Annotated in this window: 17 protein-coding genes; 13 read left to right on the top strand and 4 right to left on the bottom strand. The window is 37.4% G+C overall.

What is annotated here, in order from left to right; all coding sequences use genetic code 11:
- Positions 1-242: 242 nt before the first annotated feature.
- From POF52_RS10645 to POF52_RS10630, 4 genes are read left to right on the top strand one after another with little or no spacing between them, the layout of a single operon-like run.
- Positions 243-632, top strand: coding sequence for a GntR family transcriptional regulator (locus POF52_RS10645; RefSeq protein WP_013083081.1), 390 nt, complete (start codon positions 243-245; stop codon positions 630-632).
- A complete protein-coding gene (locus tag POF52_RS10640) occupies positions 625-1,524 on the top strand; it encodes an ABC transporter ATP-binding protein (protein WP_025752330.1) in 900 nt (299 codons plus the stop codon). The genes POF52_RS10645 and POF52_RS10640 overlap by 8 nt, the downstream gene beginning before the upstream one ends.
- Complete coding sequence (locus tag POF52_RS10635; protein ID WP_271992511.1) at positions 1,499-3,508, top strand: DUF6449 domain-containing protein; 2,010 nt, start codon at positions 1,499-1,501, stop codon at positions 3,506-3,508. The genes POF52_RS10640 and POF52_RS10635 overlap by 26 nt, the downstream gene beginning before the upstream one ends.
- Positions 3,509-3,524: 16 nt before the next feature.
- Entirely contained in the window at positions 3,525-4,004 is a 480-nt protein-coding gene (locus POF52_RS10630; RefSeq protein ID WP_013056972.1) for an RNA polymerase sigma factor, read from the top strand.
- Positions 4,005-4,051: 47 nt separating this feature from the next.
- Here the strand turns inward: POF52_RS10630 and POF52_RS10625 are convergent, their stop codons facing one another.
- On the bottom strand, positions 4,052-4,630 hold the full coding sequence (locus POF52_RS10625) for a DedA family protein (RefSeq protein ID WP_016764043.1): 579 nt from the start codon (positions 4,628-4,630) through the stop codon (positions 4,052-4,054).
- Between the two features lie 164 nt (positions 4,631-4,794).
- Between POF52_RS10625 and POF52_RS10620 the strand changes: the two genes are divergently transcribed.
- Both POF52_RS10620 and POF52_RS10615 read left to right on the top strand, forming a co-directional pair.
- On the top strand, positions 4,795-6,003 hold the full coding sequence (locus POF52_RS10620; RefSeq protein WP_271992508.1) for a DNA polymerase IV: 1,209 nt from the start codon (positions 4,795-4,797) through the stop codon (positions 6,001-6,003).
- 156 nt (positions 6,004-6,159) lie between these two features.
- Entirely contained in the window at positions 6,160-6,579 is a 420-nt protein-coding gene (locus POF52_RS10615; RefSeq protein WP_013056975.1) for an organic hydroperoxide resistance protein, read from the top strand.
- Positions 6,580-6,642: 63 nt separating this feature from the next.
- Here POF52_RS10615 and POF52_RS10610 read toward each other — a convergent pair whose 3' ends face one another.
- On the bottom strand, positions 6,643-7,092 hold the full coding sequence (locus POF52_RS10610) for a MarR family winged helix-turn-helix transcriptional regulator (protein ID WP_013083086.1): 450 nt from the start codon (positions 7,090-7,092) through the stop codon (positions 6,643-6,645).
- 144 nt (positions 7,093-7,236) lie between these two features.
- Between POF52_RS10610 and POF52_RS10605 the strand changes: the two genes are divergently transcribed.
- The 4 genes from POF52_RS10605 (at position 7,237) to POF52_RS10590 (ending at position 9,411) form a co-directional block, all read left to right on the top strand.
- Positions 7,237-7,446, top strand: coding sequence for a cold-shock protein (locus POF52_RS10605; RefSeq protein ID WP_013056977.1), 210 nt, complete (start codon positions 7,237-7,239; stop codon positions 7,444-7,446).
- Between the two features lie 291 nt (positions 7,447-7,737).
- Complete coding sequence (locus POF52_RS10600) at positions 7,738-8,559, top strand: MBL fold metallo-hydrolase (protein ID WP_271992500.1); 822 nt, start codon at positions 7,738-7,740, stop codon at positions 8,557-8,559.
- Positions 8,560-8,725: 166 nt separating this feature from the next.
- A complete protein-coding gene (locus tag POF52_RS10595; RefSeq protein ID WP_013083089.1) occupies positions 8,726-8,932 on the top strand; it encodes a zinc ribbon domain-containing protein in 207 nt (68 codons plus the stop codon).
- A 2-nt stretch (positions 8,933-8,934) separates the two neighbouring features.
- Positions 8,935-9,411, top strand: coding sequence for a GNAT family N-acetyltransferase (locus tag POF52_RS10590; protein ID WP_053215312.1), 477 nt, complete (start codon positions 8,935-8,937; stop codon positions 9,409-9,411).
- 20 nt (positions 9,412-9,431) lie between these two features.
- On the opposite strand, the gene POF52_RS10585 is transcribed toward POF52_RS10590, so the two are convergent.
- Positions 9,432-10,454: a LysM peptidoglycan-binding and 3D domain-containing protein gene (locus tag POF52_RS10585; protein WP_271992495.1), complete on the bottom strand. Its 1,023-nt coding sequence runs from the start codon at positions 10,452-10,454 to the stop codon at positions 9,432-9,434.
- A 301-nt stretch (positions 10,455-10,755) separates the two neighbouring features.
- On the opposite strand from POF52_RS10585, the gene POF52_RS10580 reads away from it, so the two are divergent.
- Genes POF52_RS10580 through POF52_RS10570 form a run of 3 tightly spaced genes read left to right on the top strand, consistent with a single transcriptional unit; the run spans position 10,756 to position 14,608 of the window.
- Positions 10,756-13,290 carry an AAA domain-containing protein gene (locus tag POF52_RS10580; RefSeq protein ID WP_271992493.1) on the top strand — a complete coding sequence of 845 codons (2,535 nt, stop codon included), beginning with the start codon at positions 10,756-10,758 and terminating at the stop codon, positions 13,288-13,290.
- Positions 13,284-13,991: a cobalamin B12-binding domain-containing protein gene (locus POF52_RS10575; RefSeq protein WP_334314405.1), complete on the top strand. Its 708-nt coding sequence runs from the start codon at positions 13,284-13,286 to the stop codon at positions 13,989-13,991. The genes POF52_RS10580 and POF52_RS10575 overlap by 7 nt, the downstream gene beginning before the upstream one ends.
- The gene (locus tag POF52_RS10570) at positions 13,988-14,608 is read left to right on the top strand and encodes a hypothetical protein (RefSeq protein WP_271992491.1); all 621 of its coding nucleotides are present in this window, start codon (positions 13,988-13,990) and stop codon (positions 14,606-14,608) included. The genes POF52_RS10575 and POF52_RS10570 overlap by 4 nt, the downstream gene beginning before the upstream one ends.
- Here the strand turns inward: POF52_RS10570 and POF52_RS10565 are convergent.
- Positions 14,605-18,165 (bottom strand): CheR family methyltransferase, encoded by a 3,561-nt coding sequence (locus POF52_RS10565; protein ID WP_271992487.1) that lies wholly within the window; start codon positions 18,163-18,165, stop codon positions 14,605-14,607. The genes POF52_RS10570 and POF52_RS10565 overlap by 4 nt on opposite strands.
- Positions 18,166-18,600: the final 435 nt, after the last annotated feature.

Raw genomic sequence — 18,600 nt, 5'->3', positions numbered from 1 at the left:
GCTGACTTAAAGGAGTATTTTGGCTTATAACGAAGGCAGCACACGCAATTCATTTACAGTTATTTGTATTTCATCTATAAAACTATTAAACACTTTTTTGTCATCTATTTGTAACAAAAGTAAAAAAAGTACTTGTTTTTTCCAAAAAACATACTATAATATTAACTGTAATGCGATGAGTAATACAGTTAATACACCTAGTACACACATCATGATTTTGGGTAGATGAAGGGAGGCAGACTATGTTCGATTTAGATATTCGTAGTCGCAAGCCGATATACGAGCAATTAGTAGATAAATTGAAAGAGCTTATTATTCATGAAGTCTTTAAGGCCGATCAAAAGCTTCCATCTGTTCGGCTGTTAGCAAAAGAATTAACGATTAATCCAAATACAATTCAAAAAGCGTATCGTGAACTAGAACATCAGAATTATATTTATTCAGTTCCAGGCAAAGGAAGTTTTGTAACGCCTCAAGTTGATACACTAAATAACGAGAAGGTGAAAAAGATGAAAGAAGAATTAGTGAAACTGTTGGCAGAAGCTATGTATTTAGGGATGGATAAAGATGAAATTCTATCACTTATTTCACAGGCTGAAAAAGCAGTAAAAGGAGGAAGCGATAGTGATTGAACTGAAGGCGATAAAAAAAGAGTTTGAAGAAATGGAAGCTCTAAGAGACGTCACGCTTTCTATAAAAAAAGGATCTATTTACGGACTGCTTGGCTCGAACGGGGCAGGGAAAACAACGCTATTAAAAATCATTGCAGGTATTTACAAGCAAGATCACGGGAAAATCGCAATAGACGGCGAGGAAGTATTTGAAAACGTTGGCTTAAAAGAACGTCTTATTTTTATGCCAGATTCTCTTTATTTTTTCCCTCAAACAACGATTAAGCAATTAGCGTCTTTTTATAGAAGCGTCTATCCGACTTGGAACGAAGAGCGGTTTCAAAAATTAAAAGAAGCTTTCCCAATTCAATTACATAAAAAGGTACACAGAATGTCCAAGGGAATGCAGCGTCAAGTAGGTTTTTGGTTAGCGATGTCTGCTATGCCTGATGTACTTATCTTAGATGAGCCGCTCGATGGGTTAGATGCGGTAATGCGTCAAAAAATTAAAAACCTTCTTGTTCAAGACGTGGCAGAACGGGAAATGACGATTTTAATTTCATCACATAACTTACGAGAAGTGGAAGATCTTTGCGATCATGTAGGCATCTTGCATCACGGTCAATTATTAATTGAAAAAGAACTGGATGATTTAAAATCAGACGTGCACAAAATTCAAGTTGCATTTGAAGGAGATGTGCCTCTAGCGCTTTATGACACGCTGGACATTTTATATCAAGAAAAACGAGGAAGCGTCTTGCTTTGTATTGTTCGAGGAAAAGAAAATCACTTAGTCAACAAAGTTCGATCGTATAAGCCTTTAATTTTTGACATCTTGCCACTTACGCTGGAAGAAATCTTTATTTATGAAATGGGGGATGTGGGTTATGCAATCGAAAACATCATCGTTTAACCGCGGCATGTGGATTCAATCCATGAGAAACGTGGGATGGATTGGGCTTGTCTACTTGTTAGTACTACTGTTCGCTTTGCCTTTACAACTAATTTTCACTTTTACAGGAAAGGTTGAGCCTTATATAGAGAAACCAGACACGTTATTTGACGTATTTGGCGGGCTAGAATTCGTGCTTATGTTCGTTGTACCAGTGTTACTTGGTATTTTCCTATTTCGATATATACAAACGAAGATTGCGGCTGACTATATTCATAGTTTACCAATTAAACGTTCTACGTTGTTTCATCAAAACATGCTTCTAGGCGCGTTGGTTTTAGTTGTTCCGATTTTAATTACGGGAATCGTGACTTTTGCCGTTAAAGGGGTTTTAACTGTTGAGAATGTTTATACAACAGGCGACGTTCTAAGCTGGGTCGGGTACGGTATTCTGATTAATTTATTTGTCCTAACTGGAACTGTTTTAGCCGGAATGTTCACCGGGATGTCTGTTCTGCAAGGAATCTTTTTATACGTTCTATTCCTTCTCCCGGGCGGAATTTCTTATTTAGCTATATCGAATGTAAAGTTTTACTGGTACGGCTATGCGTATGACTATTACGTGAACAAAAATGTTGACAGCCTTATCCCGTTTTTACACGTAGCGAAATTGACAGCTCATAAAAGCTTTTCTACTAGTGTATTTGTTTATATTGGACTCATTGTCTTATTTTACATCGTTGCTTTAATCACCTATCAAAAAAGAAGAGTAGAAGCTGCTACGCTAACCATTTCAGTTGGCTGGTTAAAACCTGTATTCGTATACGGAGTAACCGCTTGTTCACTCATGTTAGGCGGATTTTACTTTATTAGCATGAAAGGTGAATTTTTATGGATGGTCGTGGGCTATATTATTGGTTCATTAATAGGCTATACAGTTGCTCAAATTATTTTAAATAAAACGTGGCGCATCTTTACGAAATGGAAAGGGTATCTAGGGTTTGTTATAGCTGCAGCTATTGTGGGCTTCATCATTCATCTAGATGTGTTTGGATATTCTACCAAAGTGCCAGCAGCTTCAGAGATTGAAAGTGTATATTTCGATGAAGATATATATCCATTGACTGATAAACCTGAAAACTATGCAAAGGGAATGAATGGCTATTATGAAGCGCCATATTACTATACAAGTAAAGAAACGATTAAGAGCGTTCGTCAGCTGCAAAAACAAATTACAGCATCTAAAGATAAGAAGATGGATCCTGAAAAACAAAGTGAAATAGAGGGCAGCAATGGAAAAATCGCGGTATTTGCTTACAAATTAAAAAATGGAAAACAATTGGTCCGAGAATACTTTATTCCATTTTCAGATTATAAAGCTTTTTATAAAGAAATTGCGGAAACAAAAGAGTACAAAGAAAATTTCCATCCGCTTTTACGAACACAAAACACAGATAAAATTAAAAGCGTAAGTTTTTCTGTTCCAGGAAAGTCAAATTCCATTAATATTACAAATCCAGAAAAAGTGCAAGAGCTTATACACGTAGTCAAACAGTCGATGATGAACGAAACGTTTGATGAAATGTACAGCACAAAAGAAAGCTGGGCGTCAATCAATTTCATGGATGGAAAAGGACAGTATGTTCAAGAAGCATCTTGGGAGAAGTCGTATAGCGAAGTAGAAGCATGGCTGAAGAAAGAGCATTTATATGAACGTGCTCGCATTATGCCAAAGGACGTAGAAAAAACCGAAGTCTTTAAAAATTCTTCTCATCTTAAAAATGATTATCGTCTTCAAGAAGAGTTTACATCTCTAACGAAGGATGAGAAAGCAATTAAAGTAAAAAACAATCAGCAGGTAGAAACACTTCTTCAACATGCGAACTTACGAGACACGGGAGATTATCTTGTTGCTTTTTATTACAAAGATCAAGTAGATACTCCTCAGGTTTACATGTTGAATGAAAATGAGCTGCCAAACGAACTAAAAGAAAAACTAAAATAACAAGGGAGAACTTATTATGTGCGGCGAGGAATTGCAAGATTATTTGAATCAGGTGCTGGCTTATTTATTGAAAAATGGCGTGAATAGACAAGACGCCGAAGATATTACGCAAGAAGTAGCATTAAAATATTTAGAAAAACAAGAAATGGTCGATCCTGAAAAAATAAAAGCTTGGATGTTTCGCGTCGCATTAAATAAACGGTGTGATTTAGGAAGGCGTAAAATAGTGAAAGACCGCTATACGTCTTCTTACAAAGAAGAGCCCGTTATGTATACGCCTATTCAGCAGGTGCTTAGAAATGAAGAAGCGGCTGAATGTCAGGCGATTTTAAATAAATTGAATCCTAAGTATCGCAATTTGCTTCTATTAAAATATGGATTTGGATTTAAATATGAAGAAATTGCCGAGTTATTAAATATGCAGATGACTACGTTAAAATCAGCTCTTTACCGCGCGCGCAAATACTTTGTAAAGGGATATAATGAAGTCATTTAATATAAATGAAACAGCAGCAGTTTGTGTAAAAAGTTCTTTTTCACAAACTACTGCTGTTTTTTTCGTATTTTTCTTCTTTGGACGGCATAGATAATCAAACTGATCGCACAAAAAGCTAAAGTGATCTCAATGACGTCAGTATAAGAAGAGGTTGTATTAAAAAAGGAACCGAAAATAAATAAAGCGAGCGTCCAAATGAAACCAAAAGAAAATGAGACTTTAATGTAATGACGATGCTTCATTCCGCTTGCTCCGAGAAAAAAAGGCATCACATGCCGCATTCCTGGTAAAAAATAGCTTGCGATGATGGCATGAGATCCATATTCTTGGATCGTTCGCTCGACTTTCATCACATTTTTTTCCCATCGCGGGCGTTTTAATAGCGCAAGCGCCTGAGTTGAAAAAAGACTGGCTATCAAAAACTTAAGATATAAGCTAATCATCATGCCGCTGTAGGTAAGTATAAAAGCTGGAATATACTGAACGGACGGAGATGTAGCCTGACTGCCCGCAAGCATAATATATACCGGGTCAGGAATAGGAGTAAGGTTGGCTCCGACTAAAATGATAAAAAAGAAATATCCGTAGCCTAATTGGTTAATGGCTCCGATAAGCTGATCAATCACGTTTTCTTCCTCCTTTCTTCATTAGAATACGAGAGAGTGACACACAGTGTTCGCTCAAAATAAAAATAAAGTATAGGTACGCACAACATAGAAAAAAAGAGTTATAATAAATAAGAATGTACGTTCTTCTTTTGGGGATTAATTATACAGAAAGAGGTGATAGTATGAAAATGATGTACCCTAAAAACGGCAAAGTTATTCTTCATATTGATGCCAATGCTTTTTATGCATCTGTTGAAACCGCACATGATCATACGCTCAAAGATAAGCCTCTTGCTATTGCTGGCAATCCAAAGGAACGAAGAGGAATTGTTGTAACCTGTAACTATATTGCTCGTAACCGCGGAGTATATGCGCCAATGCCTCTTTGGGAAGCGAAAAGAAAATGCCCTGAGCTGGTTGTTATAAAACCTAATTTTCCATTATATCGCCAAGTGTCCAAAAACATGTTTGATTATTTAGTAACCATTTCACCTCTTTTAGAGCCTGCTTCCATTGATGAAGGCTATTTGGATATTACAAATTGTGCTGAATTAGGCTCTCCTCTTGACATAGCAAAGTCCATTCAGCAGCATTTAATACAGACGCTGCAAATTCCTGTGTCAATTGGAATCGCGCCGAATAAATTTTTAGCCAAAACGGCAAGTGATATGCAAAAACCTTTAGGGATTACCGTCCTTCGAAAAAGAGATGTCCAAACAGTTCTTTGGCCAAAAGCCGTAGAGGAAATGCACGGAATCGGTAAAAAAACAGCTGAGAAGCTAAATGCGATTAAGATCGTGACCATCGGTGATCTAGCAAAAGCCGCTCCCGGTCCTCTTAAACAAACTCTCGGAGTAAAAGGAGAAGTTATGAAAGAACGAGCATGGGGCCAAGATGATCGACAGGTGAACCCTGATCGCCAATCACAGTTTAAATCTATTGGAAACTCTACGACGCTATCTCAAAATGCAGTAGATGAACATGAAGTTCTCCCTATTTTAAATAAACTATCGCATTCTGTAAGCTCTCGTATGAAAGCGAAAAAAGTTGTAAGCAAAACGATTCAATTAACGATACGATACAGTGATTTTAAAACCATTACTCGAAGCCAAACTATTTCAAAAGCAATTAGCGAGCCAAAAGATCTTTTTCATTACAGTGCGGTATTATTTCAAAGGCACTGGAACGGAGAACCGATTCGTTTATTAGGCGTAGCTGCTCTTCACGTGAGCCACCATCTTCAGGAAGAAGAACAATTAGATTTGTTTACATATGGAGAGCAAGCAAAAAAAGAGCCTTTATACAAAGCGGTCGAAAGTTTGCGTGAAAAATATGGAGATAACATTATTCAAAGCGGTTTAAAAAAACAAAGAGGAAAAAAAGAGAGGTAACTCTCTTTTTTTGTATAAAATAATAGGTTTACACTCATTATAGAAGGGGAAGTACATTACTATCACGGTAATCAAAGTGATTACAAAATGAATTTGATTGCGACTTTTTTGATTGTCTGCAATGAAATTACATAAAATAATCTATGAGGTGATCTTATGTCAGACGTACTATTTACATCTAAAGCAACAGCGGTAGGAGGCCGAGATGGTCGAGTTAAATCAGATGATGGTATTATTGATTTAACCCTTGTAAATCCTTCTCCAAATAACAAGGAAGAAGGAACAAATCCCGAGCAGCTGTTTGCAGCAGGATATTCTGCTTGTTTTGACGGTGCTTTAAATTTAATCGCTAAGAAACAAAAAAAAGACATTGATTCGTCTATTACTGCAGAGGTAAGTCTACTAAAAGACCACACTGACGATGGCTTTAAAATTGGAGTGGTGTTAAACGCTCATATTAAAGGCGTTTCACAAGAAGTAGCTGAGAAGCTAGTAGAAGATGCACATCAATTCTGCCCGTATTCTAAAGCAACGCGTGGAAATGTTAACGTAACGTTAAATACAACGGCTGAGTAAACAAAAAACGCTTGGATTTTTCTTAAATCCAGGCGTTTTTTGTTTTGTGCAATTTTATATGGTCTATTTTTGATTGTACGTATGCAGCGATTGCAATAACTCCTGCAGCGTTTCTTTCAGCTTTTCTAATTCTCCCTGTGACTTATTCGTCATACTAAAAACTTCTTCTGGAATATGACAAGCTTTATCACGTAATTTTTTTCCTTTTTCGGTTAAACTAATAAAAACAACGCGTTCATCTTCATGAGAACGCTGACGAATCACTAATTCTTGATCCTGCATTCTTTTTAGCATAGGAGTAAGGGTGCCTGAATCCAAATACAGAAGTTCGCCCATTTTTTTTACGCTGAGTGTTTCATGTTCCCATAAAACAAGAAGGGCTAAATACTGCGGATAGGTTACTCCTAATTTATCGAGCAGCGGCTTGTACACCTTTGTAATTTCTCGAGACGTGGCGTAAATTGAGAAACAAAGCTGATTTTCTAGCTGCAGCTGCTTATAAAGTTGTTCCATTCATGTTGCCTCCAGTCTATTGCTTTTTATTTAATTATACACAATTAAATAGCGGTGTCCAATAACGCCGGATGAAAAAGTAATCAAGCTGTAAATAAAAAATGGGAATTTTACATATACTAAGAAAAAAAGGGAGCTGTGCACATGTATTTTGCAAAAAAAGCCGTAGAAGAAGAAGTAGATCAAATGATGGATACGACTGTATATGCGTGTCAATCTGAATCATGTAATGGGTGGATGAGAGAAGATTTTGTTACGGTTGATTATAACTGTCCGATGTGCGGAACGGAAATGTCACAGGAAGTACGCGAGCTGCCGAAAATTAAGTACGATCACCAATTTTATAATAAATAAAAAAAGAAGCAACTGCTTCTTTTTTTATTTTTCACTAAAATTTCATTAAGCTGCGCTAGACTAAGAACCAACATACTATGAAGGTGAGGAATATCAGAATGAATCAAGGGAACTTTTTGAAAGGTTTATTTTGGGGAACCTTATTTAGTATTCCTATTTGGATTTCATTGTTTGGCTGGTTCCGCATTTTATCACATCTTGCATAGTTTCGTTTTATAAACCGTCATACGCGCCCTTATCTTTCTATTTCCGCTATAATAAAGGTGATAGAAAAAATAAGGAGCTGTTCTCATGATTCAATATAAAACGGAGCAAATGACGGTTTTTGAAAGCGCGCTATTTCAAACAACATCTGCAGTGATTGAAACAAAAGACTGTGTCATTGTTGTTGATCCAACGTGGCTTCCTCACGAAATTAATGAAATTAAACAGCATGTTCAAGGGATCTTAAACCACCGCAAGCTGTATGTGTTTTTTACTCATGGAGATTTTGATCACATCATTGGGTATGGGGTTTTCTTGGAATTAAATGCCACCTTTATCGGCAGCAAATTTTTAGAACAACACCCGGACAAAGAAGAAAAAGTTCAAATGATTAAGCAGTTTGATCATGACTATTATATAAAAAGATCCCATGATATTATATTCCCAGAGTTAGATATTGTTGTAACCGAAAATGAACAGCATATTACTTTAGGTGAAACATTCATTACCTGTTATTTTGCAAAAGGTCATACAAACGATGGCTTATTTATGATTGTCGATGATTCGATATGGATTGCAGGGGATTATTTATCGGATTTTGAATATCCGTACATATATGAAAGTGTAAACGATTACCGCGACACGCTTGCAACTGCCCGACATATTTTAGCCAAGCACCAAAATCTAACGCTAGTTCCCGGGCACGGAAAAACGACACATCACCGAGCTGAAATTCAAAGACGAGTGGAGATGGCCAGCTCTTATTTAGATGAACTGCAAGCGGCAGTGAAAGAAAACAGTAAAGAAGCGCTAGATAAGCTAAATGATAAACTGGCGTTTCCCTCAGATTTCACCGCACAATGTCATCAAAAAAACGTTGAAATTATGAAAAGAGAATTGCTGTTATAGAAATCGAGTGTACAGTCATCCCGTCGATATTAAAAGTAAGAAACCGCATCTTCTGTGGGAGATGCGGTTTCTTACTTTCCTTTATTTATCAATTAAATGAAACTTTTTCCTTTTATATCCGTTTATATAAATTAAGAAGTTATTTTATTTATAAAGGAGTATGACAATGGGGAAAAACGGTTGTATAAAATGCGGACATACAGAAGCAAAAACAAAAGAAATTGCTACAACGGGAACGGGACTGTCTAGATACCTAGATGTTCAGCACAATCACTTTACAGTGGTATATTGCACGAGCTGCGGGTATTCAGAGCTATATAATAAATCATCTTCAAGAGGCAGCAATATTATTGACTTATTTTTTGGAGGATGAAAATGTGTATCGATCTTATTGAAATTGATAAAGACCGGCGCGCTTCCTATTTGAACCTGCTATTAATAGGGGATGAAGACGAAAAAGTAGTGAAGTCGTATATAAATGAAGGTTCTTTATTTACCATTGTGTATGAAAAGAAGGAGATAGGAGTTGTGCAGTGCCTCACCGATGAAGAGGAACGGGCAGTAGAAGTAAAGAATATTGGTTTAAAAGAAGCATACAGAGGAAAAGGAATCGGCAGCAAAGTTATTAAAAAGTTAGAAGTACTGTATGAAGGTAACCATTATTCTAAAATGATTGTAGGAACAGCGGACTCCAGCCTTGAAAACATATCATTTTATAAAAAGGCAGGCTTTTATCAAAGGGGTGTCAAAAAGAATTTCTTTTTGCAGTACGTTCCACCGATTTACGAGAATGGCCTGCAAGCTATCGACATGATTATGTTTGAAAAAAAATTAAAAAGCAGAAGCGACTAACACGCTTCTGCTTTTAGTGATTAATCTAAAATTTGAAGTTTTACCGTTTTGCGTCCCCAATTTAAAGCTGAGCTTTGAGATGCCATAAATAAATCAACGCGAGTACCTTTAATCGCACCGCCAGTATCTCCAGCAATTGCTTCTCCGTAACCTTCTACGTATACGCGAGAACCTAATGGAATTACGCGAGGATCAACTGCAATTACTTTTCGATTAGGATTTGACCTTAGGTCGATGCCTGTAGCAGTGATTCCGCTGCAGCCCGCACAGTAAGCAGTATAAGCTGTTGCTTCAACTGTAATCTCTTTCGAAACCGACTTACTTTCTTGCGCTGGAGCAGGTGCCGGCGTTGAAGTCGACGGTGTTGAAGGAGCAGTAGTCGCTGGCGTTGATGGTTTTGCTTGAGCTGCAGCTTGTCCGCCTACTTGTAGCACTTGATTAATGTAAATCGTATTAGACGATAAGTTATTCCACTGTTTTAATTGAGAAATTGAAATGCCGTGTCGCTGTGCTACGCTCCACATTGTATCTCCAGGCTGAACTTTGTAACTTTTACTGTTGCTAGGAGCCGGGGATGCTTGCGTTTCGTTTGTTTTTTCTTGTACAGGTGTTGAAGGTGATGACGAAACTGTTCCTGTTCCGCTTATTTTTAGTACTTGATTCACATAAATTAAATGACTAGATAAGTTATTCCACTCTTTTAGCTGCTGTACAGAAGTACCGTTGTTTTTAGCGATACGATAAAGCGTGTCGCCTGATTTTACTGTATATGTATGGTTTGAAGATGTCGTAGTTGGAGTTGAACTAGATGAAGAGTCAGTAGATGTAGATCCAATTTGTAATGTTTGGTTTGCATAAATTAATGTCGAAGAAAGGCCATTCCACTTTTTTAAGTCTTCAACTGTTACATTATGCTGCTGTGAGATGCTGAATAACGTTTCTCCAGCTTTTACTTTATGCGTGTCTGTGTCAGCTGATGCTGCGTCTGCAATTCCAATTGATACTAAAGCTGTAGCCCCTAATGTAAAAATGTGTTTTTTCATCTAATATTTCTCCTTTATTTCCAATAGTTGTCTCTTATTCTATCAGCAATATGTAACAAACTCATGACAAAATGGTAGGTTTTATATTACAAATTTGTAACAATACGTCTAAAATTATAGAAAAAACGCGGTTTTTTTACGATTATGATGAAAAAAGTCTTAATTTGTCTGGAGAGATAGAATAGTAAAAAAGGTGTTCTGCTTTTATAAAAATGAAGAAGAAAGAAGCTATGCTATATTCAAATGACATGATAGAATAGACAAGTTAGAAATGAACGGATGAAAAGGGAGTTAGACATCTATGGAAAAACGCTCTATCTCTTCATATTTAAAAGCATGGGTGCGCGCACTTTCAATTGAGATTAATTATATGAAGAAACACGGCGGAGAAAAGTATACGGTAGGAAAAGGAGAATACTTAGGGCAGCAGGGAGATGCGTATCTTTACCGGTTTGAACGCACAGCCGATTTATACCTTTTTGATGGAGCTCAGGTACGCCTTGTCCACCAGCATAAAGAAAGTAAAGGAGAAGTTATCGGAACAGAAGGGTTTGATTTGTATCTTAAAATAGATGCGTTTATTGGACAAGAAGTAGACGAACTCGATATATATAACGAACCATGGGAATTATTGCAGGCTCTCATTGATAGACTCACGGAAGCAAAAGATTACAAGCAAAAAATAGTGAGAATCAAACGTCTTATGAGAGGTAATAGTCCTGTTCGTCATAAGGAGTATACGTCTAAGAACGCTCTTCATGAAGTGTTGCTGCGAGCGCGTTATAACCGTACTACTTATATTTGGGGGCCTCCTGGAACAGGAAAAACATATACGCTGTCCAAAATCGTGGCAAGCTATTACCGGAAATCAAAGCGGATCCTTTTATTATCTCACAGTAATGCAGCGGTGGACGGTTTGCTGCAAGAAACTGCGCGTCAGTTAAAAAAGAAAGAAGCTTGGAAAAAAGGAAAACTCATTCGATACGGAGCAACAAAAAGCAGCGGCTTAGAAAATATAAAAGTAGAAGAAGTCATTGGAGAAGATGATCCGGATTTAGCTCAGGAGATGCGTGATTTACAAGAAGAACGAGTTTACTTAAGCAGGTATCCCAATAGAGCACACCAGCTTCAGCAAGTTAATAAAAAGCTAAACGCCCTTCGTAACAAGTGGATTGAAGCGGAGAAAAATGTTTTTGATCAAGCGTATATTGTAGGTACTACTTTATCAAAAGCGGCTATTGACCGATTACTTTATCAAAGTGAATTTGATATGGTTGTGGTAGACGAAATTAGCATGGCATATGCACCGCAAATTGCTTTTGCAGCTGCGTTAGGAAAACGAATTATCGTGTGCGGCGATTTTAAACAGCTTCCCCCGGTATCTCAATCTTCTCATGCTGAAGTGAAGAAGTGGCTGCAGCGAGATTTATTTGAGCAGACGGGTCTTGTAGAGCAAGTAGAAAGCGGTGAGATACACCCGCATCTTTTTATGTTGACGAAGCAAAGAAGAATGCATAAAGATATCTCAGCTTTTACAAATCGCTATATTTACAGCAATCGAGTAGGGGATCATCCATCTGTCACAACAAGTCGAGAAGTAGTAGCAAGCAGCCGGCCGTTTGCTCATGAAGCAGCGCTTATGCTTAACATTGGTCATTTGCATTCTTCCGCTATGCGAGATGCTGCTTCTGGTTCACGCTACAATGTGATAACGGCTGTGTTGGCGGTAAGTTTGATGTTGCGGGCACGCAAATCTTCTTCAGCTACTATTGGCTATGTGACTCCTTATAAGTCTCAAGCTAAATTGGTCAATGCACTTCTTCAAGATATCGAACCAGCTATCGATATAATTGCAGCAACCGTACACAAATTTCAAGGCGCGGAACGAGATATCATGATTTTTGATACGGTCGATACAAAGCCGCAGTCAAAACCAGGTTTACTTTTAACAAATGAAAATAGCGATCGATTGGTAAACGTGGCGGTGACGCGTTCAAAGGGGAAATTTATTATGCTTTCAGACGAGTCGTTTGCCCAGCAGCGTGTACCAAAGGAGCGAGCGTTATGGAAGTTGGTCAACCACTTTAACGAAAATCAAAAAGTATACCAGCCTCAGCAATTTTTAAAAGAAGTCATTCAGCATCCTAAATTGATTTGGTACCATCCATCGAACAGCAGTCAGTTAAAAAAAGACTTATATCAAGCTCAGCAGCAGATTTTATTGTGTATTCCTTATGCTTCCCTTGTTCCTCAAGAAATACGGGATATGTTAAATTCTTTTAAAGGTGAAGTGACCGTTCTTACTCGTGAACCAAAAGAAGTTCGGATTGACAGTGCTCATATCATTTCATCTGCTGTTCCGATGTCACTGCTTATTATCGATGAATCCACTATATGGATCAATATGCCTTATGGAGGAAAGAATGAAGCGTTTATGGCAGCTAGAATTGAATCAAAGCTAGGCGCTAAACAGCTTATTCGGTCAATTGACTTTACGGAAGATAAAATAAGAAATCAAGAAACAAAAATGTATATAGAAACAAATAAACCACAATATTCTCTGAGCGATTACCTTCGCAGCTGGGATCGCTGTGAATCTTGTCAGCATATGCGAGAAGTAGAGATAACAAAAAAAGGAAAAGTAAGGTTTATTTGCTATTATTGCGGGAAAACAAGTGGGGCAACACGTTTATTAGTAGAAAAATATTTAAACTACGTACATGCTGTATGTAAAGCATGCAAGCAGCCGATGAACGTAGATTATGATGAAAATAAAGGTGTCTACGCATGTTGTCCATCGTGCAAAAAGGAAGTTTTACCTAAAGATTTATTGTAACTTTAGGAAAAGGGCGTGATCGTATCGTTTACTCTCGTAATGTAGCGGCTTTAGCTGATTGTTTGCTAGAAGGAGACGTTCAAAAAAGCTGGCTGCTTATTGCTATATATATAGAAGAAGGTCATTCTTCAACCGACGTATATACGTTTCTGACAGAAGCGATGTATGAGATAGGGAAAAGGTGGCAAGAAAATAAAATTTCAGTCGCGGACGAGCATTTGGCTACTGCAGCCTGTGACTATGTGTTAACTCGTTTTCAGCTTTCTCAGCAGCAATTGCTTCAGCGTAATCGGGCCCTTCTTTTTTGCATTGAAGGAGAAGAGCATTACTTAGGCATTAAAATGATTGCAGGACTTATGAGAGAACATGGATGGGAAGTGAAAAACTTAGGAGCCAATTTGCCGCTACCGTTCGCTTTAAAAAGTATCGAGAAGTGGGACCCTGATGTAGTATGTTTGTCCGTCTCACAAGTACATTTGCTGCCTGATTTACAAAAATACATTGCTGAGATTGAAAACATGCCGCAAAGTCCTCTTGTATTAGTAGGCAGCAGGCTTCTCAATACGCATGATTTATCGGCTTCAGAATCTTCAAAAACCATATTCATTAATCATATTCAAGCTTTTAAAGACTGGCTTCTAATCAACAATAAAGAAAGTTCGACGCAAGATAAAATGTTAGTAATGGGGGAAGAAATATGATCAGTTTGCCGATTCAACACATTCCGGTTCCAATGTTTTTACTCAATAAAGACAACGAAATAATTGAATTTACACCAAGCGTCACGAAAAATTTCCCGCCTGTTCAGAACTTTTTAGATCTAGTTGATGAAGATAGTCAAGAAAAAGTAAAAAGAGCACTCCAGGGAAAGGAAGAAGTGCAAATCGAAGTAAATATGCGCACGTTTTCTAACCCGGTTGCTCTTTTTGATTTTCATTTTAAGCCTGAAGCCTATCATTCGCTGCACGCTGTTTTCTGCTATCCTATTCACGAGCATATGACGAGTGTTCAATCAACTCTTCAACAGTTTCGCTCTATGCTTATGCAAGACTCATCACAAGTAAGCCAAGATTTTTCAGTCAGGGAAACAGATGTAGAAACGGCGAAAAAAATGCAGCTAGTTGATCTTCAGCGTCATTTTCGAGAAATGAAAACAAATGTGCTAACCATTCAAGACCTCTTGAGTATTATCCGCTCCGACGTAATTGAAGCAGGAAAAGGAGAATATATTGAACTGGTCTCTACACATTTGTTTGACATTCAAGATGTAATTAATCAGGAGCTTGACTGTTTAAGACAGAAGAACAAAGTATATTAAGAAAGCGGCAATCGAATTTCTACCGTTGTTCCTTTTCCTTCTTCACTATCATACGAAATGCTTCCTTTATGATTACTAATGATTTTGTGACTCACCATCAATCCTAATCCTGTTCCTTTTTCTTTTGTTGTATAGAAAGGCTCGCTAATTCGTGTTAATCGATCTTTCTGCATGCCTTTTCCTTCATCTATCACTTGGACGACTACTTGATTTGTATCTGGATCAAATTTAGATACCACCAGAATAGACCCGGGGTCATCCATCGCTTCAATAGAATTTTTCACCATGTTGATAAATACTTGTTTCATATCTTTTTCAATACAATGAACAACAGGTAATTTTTCTTCAAAATCTGTTGAAATAGTAATATTTTTAAGAATGGCCTGTGTATGCAGCAGCGTACATACGTCTTGAAGAATTAAATTTATCTGTTTATTTTCATATTTTACGACTTCGGGTTTGGCTAGAATGAGCAGTTCGCTAATAATCAGTTCTAAGCGGTTAAATTCGGACATCATGACATCCATATATTCTTTTTTATACGTTTCTTCTTGCATCATAAGCTGTAAAAAGCCCTTTAATGATGTAAGAGGGTTTCGTATTTCATGGGCAATGCCGGCAGCCAGCTGTCCAAGTGCTGACAGCATCTCTGAATTTTTGAGCATCATTTCCGACTGTTTGCGCTGTGAAATATCTTCGCTTAGCCCAATGTAATGGATGATTTCGTCCTGATCATTTTTAACAGGCATTAAGGCTAACTGTTCCCAAACGGTTTCTCCGTCTTCTTGAACGTAGGAAATTTCTCCGTTCCATTTTTCTCCTCTATATACTTCATTCCAAATCTTAGGGAACCTTTTAACCCCCAACTTTTTTGTATATAAGTCATAGATGTGCAGCCCAAATACTTCTTGCGGCGCATGCTTTTGCTCCATGAACTTTTGATTAATGTACTTAATTTTACCTTGATGATCGGTAATGAAAATGCCCGTAGGACTGTGAGCTACTGCAAAGGATGTAATAGCCAATTCTTCATTTGATCGTTTAATTTCTGTAATATTAATAAACGTAATAACTACACCGTTAATTAAATTCTCATTTGTACGATAAGGCATCATTTTCATGCTGTACCATTGGTTATCGTAGCTTTGAATTTCTTTTTGAAGGGTATTATTTGTTCTTAAAACGTGCATTGCGTCCTCGATTAGATGATCATATCTAAAGTTATGCGAAATATGAAAGAAAGGTCTTCCGATATCTTGATGAAGAACGTTGATCACTGTTTTCGTTTCCGGCGTAAATAATTTAATATTCAGCTGCTCGTCTAAAAAGATAGTAGCAATAGTTGTACTGATTAATAAATTATCAATATCGTTATTTAAGTCCGTTAATTCTTCAATCTTTCGCTCGTACTGATTGTTAACACTAATTAACTCTTCATTAACAGACTGCAGTTCTTCATTTGTGGACTGCAGCTCTTCGTTAGAAGCAATCAGTTCTTCATTCGTGGACTTTAGCTCCTCATTTGCTGTTTCTAGCTCTTCAATCGTCGTTTGCAAATGCTGCTGCGTGTAATGAAGCTCTTGCTCTAAATCTACTACAAGCTCACTAATCGAGCTGGTTTGATTAAGAAACATGGGCTTTTCCTTATCAATAACGGCACCATCTGTCTGTTCATCAAACATAAGTAAGTAAAGAGAGTGATTTGTTGGAAGAGCAGATATCGTGAGGGTAAAACGGCGCTGAACGTTGTTTATGACAAACTCAATGTGCTGACAGCATACGCTCATACCTTGCTCTTTTACGCGTTTAATAGCTGCTCCAATGGCTAAAGAGACGTGAACTGGAACCATTTTGAAAATTGTATAATTAATTTTCCCTACAGGAACGTTAATAAGCTGAGTCGCTTCTTTTGAACAAAATATCACTTCGTTGTATTCATTTAATACAAGACAAGGGCTCATAAAGTGATCAATCATTGACTGATACATCTCATCTAATTTAAGCGAAGCAAGCGGCTTATAAAGCTGACTTGGCAGCGGTACGCTAGAAAAATCACCTTCATGCAAGTTGGATTTTGAAAGATTAAAAGCTCCTGTAATTTGTCGGCTGGGCTGTCCTGAACGCTTAAATATTTTCCACTTACTGTTGATAGGGCGGAACAAATCAGACAAATTTCCCGTTGTTTCACTAGGCCCTAAAAAAAGTACGCCTTCTTCTGTCAAAGAAAAATGAAAAAGAGACAGAATGCGCTGCTGCAGTTCAGCTTGGAAGTAAATCATCATATTTCGACAGCTAATTAAATCAACGTTTACAAAAGGCGAGTCTTTTCCTATATTATGCGGGGCAAAAACAATCATTTTACGGATTGTTTTTTTAACTTGATAACCACCGTGTTTTGTTTGCTCAAAATATTCATTAATCTGAGCTGCTGAGAAGGAATGAACTTCCGCTTCTTCATAAATGCCTTGACTAGCTCTTTTGATTGCATGACGATCGATGTCCGTAGCAAAGATTCGGACATCGAAATAACGGTTGATTGTTGATAAATAGTCATGAAGCAAAATAGCTAACGTGTATGCTTCTTGACCAGTAGAACAACCTGCTACCCAGATGCGGATTTCATCTTCTTGACTATGAATCTTTCTTTCAACTAATTGAGGGATGACTTGTTCTTCAATAATAGAGAATGCTTCTTTATCTCTAAGAAATTGCGTCACTCCAATCAGCAGGTCTCGCTGCAGTTCGACGATTTCTTCGGCTTCTTTACATAAATAGTCCCGGTACTCTTCCATCGTTTGAGAGGGAGGATCGAGTAAAGCCATTCTCTTTTCAAGTCGTCGCAGCACCGTGTTTTTTTTGTACATGGAGAAGTCGATGCCTGTTTTCTTCTTTATTAATGAATAAATGTATTGCAGCGTTTCTTCATTATATGTAAATTCAGTTTGGCTGACATGCGTTTGCACAAGGTCAGGCATATCAGCAGGAGAAAGAATATAATCAGCAAGGTGTGCATCAATAGCGCTTAGAGGCATATCTCTGTACTTTGCTGTGCTTTCATCTTGTACAAGTACAGTTCCGCCATACTCTCGTATCGTTTTTGCTCCTCCTGTTCCATCATTTCCTTTTCCTGATAAAATAATGGCTGTACACCGGTGTTTTTTTGCAGCAGCCAGAGAATGAAAAAAGGCGTCAATCGGATATTTCACCTGATCGTTTTCTTCATAAGGACGAAGGCGAAGAGTATGATCCATAACGGTCACATAATGATGGGGAGGATTTAAATAAATTGTGTCTTCTTGTAAAGTCATCCCGTCTTGTGTCAGTTTGATATTCATTCCTGTTTTTTTTGCTAAAAGTTCTGGCATAAAACTTTTATATTTAGAGGAAAGGTGCTGTACAATAATAAACGCCATTCCATTTGGTGAAGGCATATTAGCGAAAAACTGCTCAATAGCTTCTAACCCTCCGGCAGAAGCGCCAATTCCCACAACGTGTAAATCCTGTTTCTCTATTCCTTCTGAAGACGATGGAACTGTAGAAAACGAGTTGTTCTTCATAATAGAACCTCCAATAATGTTTCGATACTTCCTAGATTGTATGTCGTTTTGTTTATTTTAATGTCGACAGCACGGCGTGGTTTACATCAAAAGTAAATTTTTCAAAAAAAACCAAGATGCTGGTACATAGGTTCATTTTAGCAAACCTATTATATTGTTCAAATAACGTTTTCAAAATTCCTCTATTTTTCGTAAAAAAATTTAAAGTCCAAACTATATAATATGCCCCGATTTTCTTTATATAAACGTATTTTTATAAAAAAAATCGTTTTTTTTTGCAGAAAAAAATATTTAAAAAAGTTTTGTTTACGCTTACATATGCATAAGGTTATACGCTCAAGGAGGAAAAAAACGGTTAAATTCAACTTGACACTCTTTTTCAGCATGTTACTATAGGAACCGTTGAAAGAAACGAGAACAAAAATACGAACAAAT

The organism is Priestia sp. AB, assembly GCF_028369225.1.
Classification (GTDB): domain Bacteria; phylum Bacillota; class Bacilli; order Bacillales; family Bacillaceae_H; genus Priestia; species Priestia megaterium.
This window is presented reverse-complemented; position numbering and strand designations above follow the sequence as displayed.

Coding starts and splice junctions, on each gene's coding strand:
- POF52_RS10645 (WP_013083081.1), top strand. CDS start 243: ATGTTCGATTTAGATATTCGTAGTCGCAAGCCGATATACGAGCAATTA.
- POF52_RS10635 (WP_271992511.1), top strand. CDS start 1,499: ATGCAATCGAAAACATCATCGTTTAACCGCGGCATGTGGATTCAATCC.
- POF52_RS10630 (WP_013056972.1), top strand. CDS start 3,525: ATGTGCGGCGAGGAATTGCAAGATTATTTGAATCAGGTGCTGGCTTAT.
- POF52_RS10620 (WP_271992508.1), top strand. CDS start 4,795: ATGAAAATGATGTACCCTAAAAACGGCAAAGTTATTCTTCATATTGAT.
- POF52_RS10615 (WP_013056975.1), top strand. CDS start 6,160: ATGTCAGACGTACTATTTACATCTAAAGCAACAGCGGTAGGAGGCCGA.
- POF52_RS10610 (WP_013083086.1), bottom strand. CDS start 7,092: ATGGAACAACTTTATAAGCAGCTGCAGCTAGAAAATCAGCTTTGTTTC.
- POF52_RS10605 (WP_013056977.1), top strand. CDS start 7,237: ATGTATTTTGCAAAAAAAGCCGTAGAAGAAGAAGTAGATCAAATGATG.
- POF52_RS10600 (WP_271992500.1), top strand. CDS start 7,738: ATGATTCAATATAAAACGGAGCAAATGACGGTTTTTGAAAGCGCGCTA.
- POF52_RS10595 (WP_013083089.1), top strand. CDS start 8,726: ATGGGGAAAAACGGTTGTATAAAATGCGGACATACAGAAGCAAAAACA.
- POF52_RS10590 (WP_053215312.1), top strand. CDS start 8,935: ATGTGTATCGATCTTATTGAAATTGATAAAGACCGGCGCGCTTCCTAT.
- POF52_RS10585 (WP_271992495.1), bottom strand. CDS start 10,454: ATGAAAAAACACATTTTTACATTAGGGGCTACAGCTTTAGTATCAATT.
- POF52_RS10580 (WP_271992493.1), top strand. CDS start 10,756: ATGGAAAAACGCTCTATCTCTTCATATTTAAAAGCATGGGTGCGCGCA.
- POF52_RS10570 (WP_271992491.1), top strand. CDS start 13,988: ATGATCAGTTTGCCGATTCAACACATTCCGGTTCCAATGTTTTTACTC.
- POF52_RS10565 (WP_271992487.1), bottom strand. CDS start 18,165: ATGAAGAACAACTCGTTTTCTACAGTTCCATCGTCTTCAGAAGGAATA.